Annotated in this window: 15 protein-coding genes and 1 riboswitch; of the genes, 4 read left to right on the top strand and 11 right to left on the bottom strand. The window is 40.5% G+C overall.

Going from position 1 to position 12,936, the window contains the following annotated elements; translation table 11 throughout:
• Window positions 1–85: 85 nt before the first annotated feature.
• Together NQ095_RS12275 and NQ095_RS12270 are read left to right on the top strand one after the other, a co-directional pair.
• On the top strand, window positions 86–379 hold the full coding sequence (locus NQ095_RS12275; protein WP_258263762.1) for a hypothetical protein: 294 nt from the start codon (window positions 86–88) through the stop codon (window positions 377–379).
• Window positions 380–553: 174 nt separating this feature from the next.
• Window positions 554–1,021 (top strand): YkyB family protein, encoded by a 468-nt coding sequence (locus tag NQ095_RS12270; RefSeq protein WP_258263761.1) that lies wholly within the window; start codon window positions 554–556, stop codon window positions 1,019–1,021.
• A gap of 77 nt (window positions 1,022–1,098) precedes the next feature.
• Here NQ095_RS12270 and NQ095_RS12265 read toward each other — a convergent pair whose 3' ends face one another.
• Window positions 1,099–2,019 (bottom strand): chemotaxis protein, encoded by a 921-nt coding sequence (locus NQ095_RS12265; RefSeq protein WP_258263760.1) that lies wholly within the window; start codon window positions 2,017–2,019, stop codon window positions 1,099–1,101.
• A 306-nt stretch (window positions 2,020–2,325) separates the two neighbouring features.
• On the opposite strand from NQ095_RS12265, the gene NQ095_RS12260 reads away from it, so the two are divergent.
• On the top strand, window positions 2,326–2,523 hold the full coding sequence (locus tag NQ095_RS12260) for a hypothetical protein (protein WP_258263759.1): 198 nt from the start codon (window positions 2,326–2,328) through the stop codon (window positions 2,521–2,523).
• Between the two features lie 60 nt (window positions 2,524–2,583).
• Here NQ095_RS12260 and queE read toward each other — a convergent pair whose 3' ends face one another.
• The 4 genes from queE to corA form a co-directional block, all read right to left on the bottom strand.
• Window positions 2,584–3,306, bottom strand: coding sequence for a 7-carboxy-7-deazaguanine synthase QueE (gene queE / locus NQ095_RS12255; protein WP_258263758.1), 723 nt, complete (start codon window positions 3,304–3,306; stop codon window positions 2,584–2,586).
• Window positions 3,303–3,737, bottom strand: coding sequence for a 6-carboxytetrahydropterin synthase QueD (queD, locus tag NQ095_RS12250; protein ID WP_258263757.1), 435 nt, complete (start codon window positions 3,735–3,737; stop codon window positions 3,303–3,305). The genes queE and queD overlap by 4 nt, the downstream gene beginning before the upstream one ends.
• Complete coding sequence (gene queC / locus NQ095_RS12245) at window positions 3,734–4,399, bottom strand: 7-cyano-7-deazaguanine synthase QueC (RefSeq protein ID WP_258263756.1); 666 nt, start codon at window positions 4,397–4,399, stop codon at window positions 3,734–3,736. The genes queD and queC overlap by 4 nt, the downstream gene beginning before the upstream one ends.
• A gap of 123 nt (window positions 4,400–4,522) precedes the next feature.
• A riboswitch (PreQ1 riboswitch) is annotated at window positions 4,523–4,567 on the bottom strand.
• A 115-nt stretch (window positions 4,568–4,682) separates the two neighbouring features.
• The gene (gene corA / locus NQ095_RS12240) at window positions 4,683–5,678 is read right to left on the bottom strand and encodes a magnesium/cobalt transporter CorA (RefSeq protein ID WP_258263755.1); all 996 of its coding nucleotides are present in this window, start codon (window positions 5,676–5,678) and stop codon (window positions 4,683–4,685) included.
• A 130-nt stretch (window positions 5,679–5,808) separates the two neighbouring features.
• Here corA and NQ095_RS12235 point away from each other — a divergent pair, with 130 nt between their 5' ends.
• On the top strand, window positions 5,809–6,960 hold the full coding sequence (locus tag NQ095_RS12235; RefSeq protein WP_258263754.1) for an aminotransferase A: 1,152 nt from the start codon (window positions 5,809–5,811) through the stop codon (window positions 6,958–6,960).
• A gap of 43 nt (window positions 6,961–7,003) precedes the next feature.
• On the opposite strand, the gene NQ095_RS12230 is transcribed toward NQ095_RS12235, so the two are convergent.
• The 6 genes from NQ095_RS12230 to NQ095_RS12205 all read right to left on the bottom strand — a co-directional run bounded on the left by NQ095_RS12230 (window position 7,004) and on the right by NQ095_RS12205 (window position 12,931).
• Window positions 7,004–7,180 (bottom strand): hypothetical protein, encoded by a 177-nt coding sequence (locus NQ095_RS12230; RefSeq protein ID WP_167562111.1) that lies wholly within the window; start codon window positions 7,178–7,180, stop codon window positions 7,004–7,006.
• A 595-nt stretch (window positions 7,181–7,775) separates the two neighbouring features.
• A complete protein-coding gene (gene ptsP, locus NQ095_RS12225) occupies window positions 7,776–9,497 on the bottom strand; it encodes a phosphoenolpyruvate--protein phosphotransferase (protein WP_258263753.1) in 1,722 nt (573 codons plus the stop codon).
• Window positions 9,497–9,763, bottom strand: a complete 267-nt coding sequence (locus NQ095_RS12220; RefSeq protein WP_034756145.1) for a phosphocarrier protein HPr — start codon at window positions 9,761–9,763, stop codon at window positions 9,497–9,499. Before NQ095_RS12220 ends, ptsP begins: the two co-directional genes overlap by 1 nt.
• A gap of 317 nt (window positions 9,764–10,080) precedes the next feature.
• Window positions 10,081–10,338 (bottom strand): hypothetical protein, encoded by a 258-nt coding sequence (locus NQ095_RS12215; protein ID WP_258263752.1) that lies wholly within the window; start codon window positions 10,336–10,338, stop codon window positions 10,081–10,083.
• Between the two features lie 161 nt (window positions 10,339–10,499).
• Complete coding sequence (locus NQ095_RS12210; protein ID WP_258263751.1) at window positions 10,500–11,768, bottom strand: hypothetical protein; 1,269 nt, start codon at window positions 11,766–11,768, stop codon at window positions 10,500–10,502.
• A complete protein-coding gene (locus NQ095_RS12205; protein WP_258263750.1) occupies window positions 11,738–12,931 on the bottom strand; it encodes a DUF58 domain-containing protein in 1,194 nt (397 codons plus the stop codon). The genes NQ095_RS12210 and NQ095_RS12205 overlap by 31 nt, the downstream gene beginning before the upstream one ends.
• Window positions 12,932–12,936: the final 5 nt, after the last annotated feature.

The following is a 12,936-nucleotide window of genomic DNA, read 5'->3' as shown; positions in this document are numbered from 1 at the left end:
TTGTATCTGCCCGATATATTCGGGACAGGCGCACAGGTTGATCATGAACCATAGAATAATTAGAGAGAGGAGGTTTTCTTTAATTATGTACCAATATGCATATTACCCATATCGAAGCTACCCGCCTTACAGAGGGGGCGATCAGCGTTTCTTCCCATTCTTTGGATTACCATTCTTAGCAGGTGGTTTAGCAGGATTGGCCATCAGTCCTTTGCTTTTCAACAGACCATGCTATGGTCCTGCATGCTACCCGCCTTATCCACCATACGGAGGGTATCCTTATCCTGGTCCTGGCTATCCACAACCCTATGGTGTCAACAGTTTCCAATCTTCACCGAATAACTTCACTGAGAATATTAATATATACCCCGGACGATAATCAGAGGGCTCGCCTAACCTTACATTGTTTAGGTAGAGCCTTCATTGAACTTCCTCTCAGTTCTCCCCAACGCACGTCCTGCGACATTAAACAATAAACTCCCCTCGGTACCCTTTCCAATCATCGGGAAAGGGGGTATAATAGAGAAGAATACACTGGAAAGGAGCCAATAACTTGAGAAACACTAGTAAATCCACCCCTTCTTCCACATCTGTCATTACCCTCTCTCAAGCTATTTTCACTGTGAATCGTCATGCGAAAACGGCAGGTAACCCAAAATACTTATATTCATTAAAAAAACGAGCCTTAATGAAAATGATCAGGGAAGGCAAGGCCAAAAAAGTGGGACTTCACTTCTCTAATAACCCTAAGAACAGTCAACAACAATCGGATGTCTTGATTGATTGCGGAGAATACACGTTCCATCTCCCTCCTGCTAAGGAAGATTTCAAAGAGCTTCCACATTTGGGATCACTCGACCAAAGCCTGCGAAATCCAAAATGTAAAATGGGGTTACAACAGGCAAAAGGAATTCTGGAACAGTATACAGGAATGTCAGATCAAACCGATCAGATACGTAAGACGGGAAAGAATCAATATCAAAAGCCTGTATTCAAAAAATTAGGCGACAGCTTCTTTTAATACCCACTGATTTTAGTACAGTAACGCATATATCCTCTAAAGGGTTTTGACAATTGTCTGAACCCTTTTTAGTTGTGTTACAGAATGTACTGATCGATTTTTAAAATAAGCTCAGCGATTTCAGGTTTACTGATCTGATCTTCGGCCCCTACCATCTCGCCTTTATGTTTTAGATCATTTGTAATAAGGGATGAAAAAATGATGACCGGGAGTGTGTTAAGCTTTGGATGATTTTTGATTCTTTTGGTTAAATGATGTCCATCCATCTGTGGCATTTCAATGTCCGTCAGTACAAGATGTACGCTTTCTCTCACGTCCCGGTTTCCATCCGCAATGGATTCTAAGTATTGAAATGCATCGGCTCCATTTTCAAAGAACTCTACATCCTCATATCCCGCTTCTGCCAGAGTGTCGTTCAACAACTTGCGAAGTAACGGGGAATCCTCAGCTGCAATAATTCTCTTGTTCCTTCTCTCTCTAGGACCTAATTTTTTCACTTGATCTACACGGATGCCTGTTTCAGGATTTATCTCGAGCATGATGCTCTCAAAATCCAAAAGAAGAATCATGGTTTCTTCCCGTTTGATCACCCCGATTATCCCCGAATGGACACCTGAATACATTTCTGAAGGTTTCTCGATCTGATTCCAGGAAATGCGATGAATTTGAGTGACGTTATGGACATGAAAGATGACCTTCTGCTGATTGAATTCAGCTACAATATATTTTGACTTCGGTGTTTCCTCTTCTTCTGCCCCAAGTACCCTCGCCATGTCAACGACCGGCAGTACTTCCCCTCTTAATTGAACAAGTCCCTTTACATGGGGGTGTGAGTGGGGAATCGGTGTCACCGCAGTAGGCTGGATGATTTCCTTCACTTTAATGACATTAATCCCAAATTTATTGTTTTGAACCTCGAATTCAACGATTTCAAGTTCATTTGTACCGCTTTCGAGAAGTATTCCGTTTGATTGATTCAATGATTTTCGTCCTTCCATACATTATTGCCCTCCCTACTTATATCGAACAAACCAGGAACTTCTTTACAATCGTTAAAGAAAAAAATCGGCTCGGGGATAACTGTTAGATGACAGTAGATAAAGATGTTTATAATTTGTTCTATCTAAGATGAGATAATAGTGAATACAAGGACCGCTCCTTTCCGCTCCAGGGACAAGACTCGCGCGGGGAGAAAGCGAGCACCTGAAGCTGAAATCAACCAGCACACTCATCGTTATAAGCAGCAAAGGTAAAGAAGACTAAAATTGAAATCTGAATCCATACTAAGGACAGGAGGTGTTGTTATGACGGATCGTAGAGGTTATGAAGGTGGGGGACTGCCTGATTTTGATGATATCACTGACCATATTCTTCCTGCGCAGAACAATCTTCCCTTGATTGCTCTCGGGAAGAATGCAGAAGGCAAGGATGAACCGGTTGAACTTTCGTATATTGAAGGCCAAAAGCGCAGGAATGAGTCAGATGAAGATACCCGACCTTGATCGCGGATCAACCCAAACCAAAAAGCGATTGAATGGGAGTCCATCAATCGCTTTTTCTTCCTATACCCCTCGTTTGTTCCCCCATACCAATGTATGGAGCTGCGGGAGCACACGAACGTCATTTAATTCTTTTCTTTCACACACTTTATCTATGAGTGTTTCATAATCCAACAGCAAATCCGAAACCAGTTTGGCTGTGTCACCTTCTGCAACGGCAGGATTGCCTGTTTGAATATAAAATGGCACACCGGGATAGTGGTGATGGATGCGTGTGGCATATTCTAAATCAAGATCGTCAAACACCACCACTTTTAGACTGAACTGTGAACGATTCTCACTTAATCGATGAACGATTTCATCAAGTTTCTCAAAGTCCGTCTCCATGCCGGAACTTGGCGGCTTTGGAGATATGGTAAGATCACTGATATCATAAAACCAATCCTGCCACCTGCTTCCCTGGGTTTCAAGGGCAGATTCAATACCATTTTTCTTTAAGATATCAATAAGTTCCTTCATGCTGGCCAATAGGGCAGGATTACCACCTGAAATCGTTACATGGGAAAATCTGTCCCCACCAACTTCAAGCAATCGATACCAAATATCTTCTGCCGTCATGAGCATGATATCCTCTTTGGCAGATCCGTCCCATGTAAAGGCTGAGTCACACCAGGCACAGCTGTAATCACACCCGGCAGTCCTGACAAACATTGTTTTTTGGCCGATGACCATCCCTTCCCCTTGGATGGTTGGCCCGAACACTTCCAGAACAGGGATTTTCTTCATGAGCGTTTCCTCTTTGGTCTGTATATACAATAGCTGGTAGGGGTTTCCCGTAAGAATACTTGAAGACACCGTGGTCGGTGGGGAAGCGTGTCTAAATGATCCTGGATGATTTCCCACATGACTTTCGCCACTACTTCAGTCGTTGGAAATTCCGTCCCTCTCTCTGAAGAAAACCGTTCATCCTCATTGATCATCGTATGATCAAATCGTTTATGGATGAGTTTCTTTATATGTTGGAAATTAATAAGGAATCCTGAATCATCGAGTTGATCACCACCAATTGTAATGTTGGCAAAGTACGTATGACCATGGACCTCCTGGCAGCTTCCTGCCTCCACATGCGGAATGTAATGTGCAGCAGCAAAATGCATATCTTTATTTAATTCATATTCATACGGATGATCAGGAACAGGGTAAATCTGTTGAATCATGATCCCTTTCCCCCTTTTACGCCACTCACATATTCTTCCAATCCCCTTTGTCTAAGGTCACAAGCCGGGCATTCCCCGCACCCGCTCCCTTTCAACCCGTTATAACATGTAAGGGTATTTTCCTGAATATAACGGAACGCTCCTAATTCGTCGGCCATCTCCCATGTTTGGGCTTTATTGATCCACATAAGGGGGGTATGAAAGACAAACTGTTCATCCATAGAGAGATTGAGGGAAACATTCAATGATTTTACAAAGATATCCCTGCAGTCCGGATACCCGCTGAAATCCGTTTCACATACACCCGTTACAATATGTTTCGCACCGATTTGCTTAGCTAAAATGCCTGCAAATGATAAGAATAATAAATTTCTTCCAGGAACAAAGGTGGAAGGTAATTCCCCCTCATGATGGGTAATTTCTTCGTCGGTTCTTGTAAGGGCACTTGGTGCCAGTTGATTTAATAAACTCATATCTAAAATATGGTGAGGTACATTCAGATCCCCGGCAATCTCTTTAGCACAGTCAAGCTCTGCAACATGTCTCTGTCCATAGTTGAAAGTCACTGCTTCTACTTCCTTAAATGCTTTCTTTGCCCAAAACAAACACGTTGTACTATCTTGACCTCCGCTGAATACGACTAACGCTTTATCTGTGTTCATAAAAGGTTCTCCTTTCTCTTCTGCAGGCTTCTGCCATGAGAAGAAGAAAGAGATTCTGTCAGACTCTATAATATAGGCTTTCGTTTGCCACTAACAAAAAAATAACGACACCTAAGGATGCCGTTTTCCTTAGTTTTTTATAGAGGGTTGTGCTAGAACCTCTCGGGTATCGTTTAAACCCAATTCTTCTTCTATTGTCCTCAACCAATATAACGTTTTTTCACAAAAAAATCTACATGTTACTAACAATTTATTCGATAACTACGGAATAAAGGCAGCATGACTATTTTAGACGAAGGAGCCTTCTTCTCTTCCTTCTTTTTTTCGAGCTGAAACGCAGCCAGCCTATTTTCAAAAAGAACCCAAACATGATCAGTGCTATGAGGCCCATGATTCCCAGGACGATGAAATATCCATTGGGCTCATCGAGTTCAGGCATGTTGACAAAGTTCATCCCATATAAACCCGCAATAAAGGTAAGGGGCATGAAAATCGTCGTGATGACTGTCAATGTCATCATGATGTTATTCATTTTATCGGAATTGATCGATAAATAATTATCACGTATATCAGATGAGAATTCCCGATAAGATTCGAGCATTTCAACAAGCTTGATCAAATGATCATATACGTCATTGAAGTATAGCTGCTCTTCCTTGAGGGCATTCAACCTGCCCGAATTACTGATGCGATACAATAAATCCCTCATCGGCACCAGGGTGCGGCGGAGCTTTGACATATCATGTCGGATATCAAATAACTCATCCATTAGATCACTGTCGGCTTCTTCATTCGTGTTGTCTTCAATCGTATTGAGGCGGTCTTCTATCTTATACACAAGGGGGAAATAATCATCCACGAGCCTGTCAACGATTCTATGCATGATTTTAAACGGGCTGAATTGGCACCCCTCGTCTTTCATTTCCTCCCATATTTGATTCAATTGACTGACAGGTTCTTTATGGAACGTAACGATAAATCTTGAATTCACAAACATATTCACCTCATGGGAATCAAGGGTCTTTGTATTGATCCCGTGCATGAGCACAAAGATGTATTGATGATAAAAATCGAGCTTGGGACGTTGACTGAAATCATCCAAACAATCCTCAATCGCAAGGGGGTGAAATCGAAAATACAACTTAAGCAATCTAATGTCCTTGCTTGAAGGTTCAGAGAAATCCACCCAGTACCATTTCACATCTTTTTCCTTTATTCTTGATAAGGGAACATCACTTTGGATTTCCCCGTTTTCCCTGATTATACTTGTTCGGATCATATGGCTCTCCCTAACTGTCTTTTTTCATTTTTTATCCTTTCCCTTTTTCTCCTCCACTCAAACAAATCCCTGCGTAACCGTTCAATTTAATGTTAAAATATGAAGCAAACGATCAAAGAAGGTGTACATATTGGAACAGCATATTAACCCCAGGGTAAGGGACATACAAATTTCTGGTATACGACGATTTTTCAACATGGTGTCAGACATCGACGATATGATCTCCCTTACCATCGGTCAACCTGATTTCCCTACCCCTCAACATATTAAAGACGCAGGAAAAACGGCCATTGATGAAGATTTCACGTCTTATACCCACAATGCAGGATATATCGATTTACGTGAAGCGGCTGCTTCATTCGTCAAAGAAAAATATCATGTAGACTATGACCCTGCAACAGAAGTCATTGTCACAAATGGTGCGTCCCAGGGAATCGATGTGATTCTGCGGACAATTCTTTGCCAGGGTGATGATTGTCTCCTTCCAGGGCCCGTATATCCCGGGTATGAACCCATCATCAAACTATGTGGTGCCAATCCGGTCCATATCGATATTACCCAGAATGAGTTTAAATTAGATGCAGCTTTGATTGAGGGCAGCCTGACTCCTTCAACCAAATGCATCATCCTTCCCTACCCCTCGAATCCAACCGGGGTCAGTTTATCAAAGAAAGAACTGAAAGAAATTGCCGAATTACTCAAGAGCCGCGACATTTTTGTATTAGCTGATGAAATATATAGTGAACTTACCTTTGATGGTTCACATCATTCCATTGCAGAGTATTTAAGAGAGCAAACGATCATCGTGAATGGATTATCAAAGTCACATAGTATGACCGGTTGGCGGATCGGCCTGATCTTCGCTCCTGAAGCCATTTCGAGGCACCTTTTGAAGGTACACCAATATAATGTCTCCTGCGCTTCGTCCATCTCCCAAAAAGCAGCATATGAGGCACTGACAGCTGGCAAAGATGATGCTTGGGATATGAAGGAAGAGTATAAGAAACGAAGGGATTATGTATATGACAGACTTGTTGATATGGGATTTGAGGGAATCGTCAAACCCCACGGTGCCTTTTACTTTTTCGTGAAAATACCGGATAACGTACTGTTAAGCTCATTTGATTTCTCCCTGGCCCTTGCCCAGGAGAAAAAAGTGGCTGTCGTTCCCGGTGATGCCTTTTCCCCGCTTGGAGAAGGATATTTCCGTCTATCATACGCCTGTTCCATGGATCAACTGACCAAAGGACTCGACCGGCTTCAATCCTTCATCCAAACCTAATGAGAGGGACGGACCTTGCATCAAGGTCCGTCCCTCTTTATCATTACCCTTTATATTCACCATTGTTTTTAGGTGCTTTTTCTTTTTTAGCTTTGTCGTTGTGGATTTTATTTGTTGCTGCACTCCCGATTTCATGGGCAAATTCAGCATTGATCTTTGAAGAATCAAAGCCTTTTTTGTTTTTTTGTTGCGGATCATTCTTCTTTGTCCTTTTTGCCATCGGTAATTGCCCCCTTTATGGTTCTGCTAATCCACTCAAAAGATCAGCATATATTTATTATTCATCTTCTTCTCAACAAGTCCTATTCAATGGACAAATTCAAAAAAAAAAAAGAACCAACACAGTTAACTGAGTTAGTTCAATAAAAAAGGAAAAGGGGGTGTTAGTGAGAAATTAATCTCCAATTTCATGCTTAATAATAGAATACCCGCTTTTAAAGATGATAAACCATCTTTCTACTTTTTTTATAAAAAATTTTTCATTTACCAAAACGTCGCTTCACTGAACAAAACTCGTCCATTTAATGGGCATGCAAACACCCCATTCTCCCAAAAAAGTTATTTTAGTAAAACACTTTAAAAAAGCGCTTTCATACAGTATAATAAACAAGTGAATTCGGGATATGAAGTTTGAATGCGGTTTGTAGCATGGTAACCACCTGTGTAATCCCCTTTTAAAAAGAAAAAGGGATTGAAAGAACCAAGCGTTCCTTCAATCCGCAAGAAAGGGGGAAATGAGAATAAAAAGGCCCAAAGGGTGTGTGCCTTATTCTTCACAGATATATTACCCTCATTTCCATCATTTAAACCTAAATTTATTCCATTGATGTCGCTTTTTTCACTGCTGAAATGACCGCATCATTGGTGTCTAATTGTAAGGCCTGTTCAGCCAGTTCTTTCATTTCAGAACGATTCAACTGACGAATTTGAGAACGTGCCTTCAATATGGACGTTGCACTCATTGAGAACTCATCCAAACCTAATCCAAGTAAGATCGGTACTGCAATCTCATCTCCGGCCATTTCTCCACACATACCTGCCCATTTTCCTTCTTTATGGGCCGCATCGATCACCATTTTTACAAGACGTAAGATGGCAGGGTTATACGGTTGATATAAGTAGGAGACGCGCTCATTCATGCGGTCGGCAGCCATTGTATACTGAATCAGATCATTTGTCCCGATTGAGAAGAAATCAACTTCCTTGGCAAATACATCCGCCATGACAGCAGTTGAAGGGATTTCCACCATGATCCCCACTTCAATGTGATCAGCTACCGTTGTCCCATTTTCAAGAAGGGCTTTTTTCTCTTCTTCCAGGATCGCTTTCGCTTCTCTGAACTCTTGAAGATTTGAAATCATCGGGAACATGATTTTCAGGTTTCCGAATGGACTTGCTTTCAATAAAGCTCTAAGCTGTGTACGGAAGATATCCTGTTCATCCAAACAAAGACGGATCGCACGATACCCAAGGAACGGGTTCATTTCTTTAGGCAGATTCAAGTAAGGAAGTTCCTTATCTCCACCTATATCAAGAGTACGAACCACTACAGGTTTCCCTTCCATACCCTCTAATACAGCTTTATAAGCCTCAAATTGTTCGTCTTCAGAAGGTAATTCGTCACGACCCATGTATAGGAATTCTGTACGATACAGTCCTACACCTTCTCCGCCGTGATTCTTTACCCCTTCAAGGTCCTTAGGTGTCCCGATGTTGGCAGCAAGTTCAACATGCTCCCCATCTTTAGAAACCGTAGGTTCGTCAACAAGCTTCGCCCATTCAGCCTTTTGCTCTTCATAACGGGCATGTTCTTTCTTGTACTCCTCAATGACTTCCGGAGTCGGATTAATATGTACTTCTCCATTTAATCCGTCAACAATGATCATATCACCATTTTCAACAGAGGAAGTTATGGCTTTCGTCCCCACTACAGCCGGGATCTCCATTGAACGGGCCATAATGGCCGAGTGTGATGTTCTTCCACCGATATCTGTCGTAAATCCTTTAACGAATTCACGATTTAATTGTGCCGTGTCAGAAGGAGTTAAATCCTCTGCAATCACAATTACTTCTTCTGTTACCATGCTCGGGTTTGCAATCTGCACGCCCAAGAGGTGTGAAAGGACACGCTTCGTCACGTCACGGATATCCGCCGCACGTTCTTTCATGTATTCATTATCCATTGATTCAAACATGGATACGAACATATCCGCTGTTTCTTTAAGGGCGAATTCAGCGTTTACATTTTCTGATTTGACTTTGTCTTCAATTGGTGTAAGTAGTTCTGGATCGCTTAAGACAAGAAGATGCGCTTCAAAGATTTGGGCTTTGTCTTCCCCTAAATCAACTCTTGCTTTATCACGGATCGCTTCAAGCTCTGATTTAGACGTGGCAATGGCTTCCTGGAAGCGTGATACTTCCTGTTCAGCATTGTCTATGTTTTTCTTTTCAAAGCTCAGGTCAGGTTCAACTAAGCGATACGCTTTCGCTATGGCGATACCATTTGATGCCGCAATTCCTTTTAAAAGACTTGACATTACTCAGCTAAACCTTCTTTGTTCAATGTTTCCTGTAAGCTGTTTAACGCTTCCTCTTCGTCACTACCTTCAGTAATGATTGTGATTTCTGCACCCTTACCAACACCTAAAGACATAACACCCATGATTGATTTTAAGTTGACTTTCTTTTCTTTGTATTCTAGATGTACATCGCTGTCGAATTTGCTTGCCGTTTGAACCAGTAGAGTTGCCGGACGAGCATGAATTCCTGTTTCAGCTGTAACTGTAAATGTTTTTTGTGCCATGTGAATCGACTCCTTCAATTATCTTGTTTTTAGTTGCTTCATAAAAGTAATGGATTATAAAGAATACGTCAACTACTTCTAGTTCTTAATCCAATATTACTATAAAGCTGTTCAATAAAAAAGAATAGCATGCAATGAGCATATACACAATTGTAAAGCTTGATTTTTTTAGTATTTCATAAATTTGCCACTGTTATGAACCTAATTATGTAAAATTTGATGATTTATTGTAAGACACAAAGAAAAAATGACTACTAAAGACTCCATATCTATCTGAGATGGAGTCTTTAGTATGAGTCATTCTTTCCATTGTCATACTATTCTTTTTCAACTGCTTCTGCCTTCATGAGGTTATAGCCGATCCTCGCTTTAATGACCGTCCCTTTTAATGTCATTTCATGATCTTCGGAAATATTTGAGTATACATTTACCAAGTCACAAATACATCGGGAGAATAACTCTGACAATTGCTTTAATTCTTGAACACTATGCTTCCTGTCTTCTTTCATCAGTTCTTCCATCACATCGATGGCAAGGCTTTTGACCCTCAGTGCCTGCTCTATTTCGTATTTCAATTTGAACCCTCCCCCTCCTATCATTCTTTTTCTAGCATATGCCGGGGAAACTAGATTAGAACGGGGAAACTATCAAATATTCAACTACCACACCAAACTAAAATGAAAGAAGCTGATGCTTACAAAAAAACGACCCCTGTAAGCATAAGCAATAGCTTCTTCTATTGATCTTCCCGTTCTTTCAACTCACCGATATGGTGCTCAATTTGATTTGTGAAGTAATCGACTTCTTGCTGACTTGGATCTCTAATACCGTACCTGACGTTTTCATAAAGAGCATAAAAGGGCTCTTCTTCAGTAATACCCATTCTACTAAACCATTTCCGAACATCTTCATTGAAATATCTCCCCAGGTTAGCCGATGAAGCTTCTTTTTCTAAACTCTTCATTGACTTCCTGATGGTATTGCTTGCATCCGAATAAGAAACTGTAAATATTTCCTTATTCTCCTCTTTATAGTCTTGTTTAAATGTAGACAGTAGTGATTCTGAAACCTCATCGTCATCTGCATCAAGGGTGATTCGTCTCATTTTTAATATATATATGATGACAATCAAAAGAAAAATCCCGAACAGAACCCCTTTTAACCATGGTATTGAAACCCCTTCATAAAAGGCATTTTGCTGAACAGACTCCACTGGTGTATCCAGTTTTATTCCCATTCCATCCAGTGTTTCTCTGGAAATCATACTCATTAACCAATCTCTTATTTTTAAAAGCAGACCGAAGATTGGATCAACTAAAAATGACAATGCCCAAAAGATTTTTTGAACACCCCAATAGAATCCTGTTCTTATGAAGGGAACAAAGAAAAGCACTACCCCACCAACAAGGATTACCGTCATTAAAACAACAAAAGGCTTCAACAGCTGTTTTTTTATTTTAGAATGTGAAGGAGGCTGATTCATCATTCTTTGAATAGCTGTTCCAGTTGCAATGAAAGACAGTAAGAAGAAAAGAAGAGAATATATAACAGGACTATTTCCTAATTCATTCACTGAACTATATATTAGTGATAAAGTTGACAGGAGAATGAATACCAGTACAATTCCGCTATTGATTTCTATTTGATTTTCCTCATTCTGAAAATGGGAACCAAATCTCCAATGGATAAATAACAAAAAAAGGACTAAAAGCCACCAGGACCCTGAAAAAATGTAGATTCCCAAGATTAGCATCACGAACAAAATTCCATATAAGATGAATTGATTCACTTGTTTCCAGCGTACAAATATAATGATGCAAGGGAGCAAACAGATTAAAGTTAGGGAAACTATAGGTAAGTAATCCCCAAGGAAATGTTCTCTTGGCACAAAAAAAGTTACGGCTAAAAGGGAAAATAATAAGTCTATCCCCAGTAACAATCCTAACTTTACGATGAGCATCTGTTGATTTCTCGTTAAGAGGGCATTTTTAATATTTGATTCCATACGGTAACGACTCCTTGCTCTTCATCTGAGTTCAACATAAAAATTTCGGATTGTTTCATAGAAATTTTCACCAAACGTTCTTTCTCCTTTGAGTTCATTATCCCTGACACTATGAATACATGTGGAACAAGCTGTCTTATATATAGGTGTTGTAACACAATCAGAAATGGTACAGTAAAATCATCCGTTGATAAAGTGGCCAGCAATTCAAGTCCTTTTTGTTGATGTGCCCTTCCTGTACCTGATGGTAAGTAATAGAACGGTGTAGCTCCCTGACTTCTTGCATTTAATACTAGGGAAAATGAGATATTTTGTTCTACAGCCAGATGCATTAAATAAGCAGTGTGTTTAATGATGGATTCCAATTGTCCTGTTATGGCATAACGATCAGTCAAATTTATAGCAATCATCCATTCTTTCTTTGTGGATGGTGCAAATACCTTTGTTTGCAGTTGTCCTGTTCTTGCTGATGCCTTCCAATGAATGTCTTGAAAACGATCGCCAGAAGCATATTCTCTTGTACCAATCGGCTGGAACACATCGAAGAATAGGGAACGTGGGGAGGATAACTCCCCATTCCGATTAGAGTCCCTGTTTTTGAAAACTTTCACTGAAGATGGAGATGGAAAAACAATCATCGTAGATGGTACAGGTTCTTGTAGATCCATGATCACTTTCCCACTACCAAATAGATGGGGAATAACCAGTTGTACCTTCGTTAATCGACAAAGACCTCTCCTTTTGCCTTTGATCGGCAATCGGACCAACCCTTTTTCATCTTTTTTCAAGGAGAATGGGACAGACACTTCGACTATATTTCCATGATAAGATTCATAAGGATGAGAAGTTGGTTCTACAATATCTCTAAACGATAGTTTTAGAGATGCTCCCCAAACAGGTAGTCCATGATTCTCAACCTGGAAATCCCAGTATCCCTCCTCATCACAATGAAGCCTTACTCTTTTTGTCTTTTTTATAATTTTGATTCCGTCCCCTATTTTCTCCAAGTACCACTTATGCACCCTGAAATAAAGGAAACATAAAAGGAAAATGGCCAGTCCGATATACGATTGGACAAAAAAGCTTACACCAATTGCAATGATAAGAAGAACTTCACTCAATGAATTATAAGGATCTTCTATAACTTCACGTTTCCAATCCACGTTCA

The organism is Rossellomorea sp. SC111, assembly GCF_024733565.1.
Classification (GTDB): Bacteria; Bacillota; Bacilli; order Bacillales; family Bacillaceae_B; genus Rossellomorea.
Note: the sequence above shows the minus strand (reverse complement) of the source record. Positions and strands in the feature narration are given on the sequence as shown.